This window comes from Sphingobacterium sp. UBA1498 (genome assembly GCF_002325125.1).
Classification (GTDB): domain Bacteria; phylum Bacteroidota; class Bacteroidia; order Sphingobacteriales; family Sphingobacteriaceae; genus Sphingobacterium.
Genome location: NZ_DCRG01000007.1, coordinates 1 through 250, shown reverse-complemented (window position 1 = coordinate 250; position 250 = coordinate 1). Strand labels below are relative to the sequence as shown.

Annotated in this window: 1 protein-coding gene; it reads right to left on the bottom strand. The window is 35.6% G+C overall.

What is annotated here, in order from left to right; translation table 11 throughout:
- Positions 1-250, bottom strand: a 250-nt coding sequence (locus tag B3139_RS07470) for a hypothetical protein (RefSeq protein ID WP_293881441.1), incomplete at both ends; no start/stop codon positions are given.

The following is a 250-nucleotide window of genomic DNA, read 5'->3' as shown; positions in this document are numbered from 1 at the left end:
TTAATCAGGTTCTGTTTATACTCTTTACCATTACTTAAGGCATACATATATAAATCCGCAAATCCGCTCCCGCGTTTAAATTTTGCAGATAAAGTATATTTTCCATCCGCTAGTTTCACCTCCTGGCTTGACTGAATAATTTGTGAAACCTTGCGTTTAAAATCTACTTTATCATTAATATGCAGACTCTTTTCACCGATTACCTGCTTTCTATCCTCGGTAGTATTGCAATAATTAAGCACGGGAGATA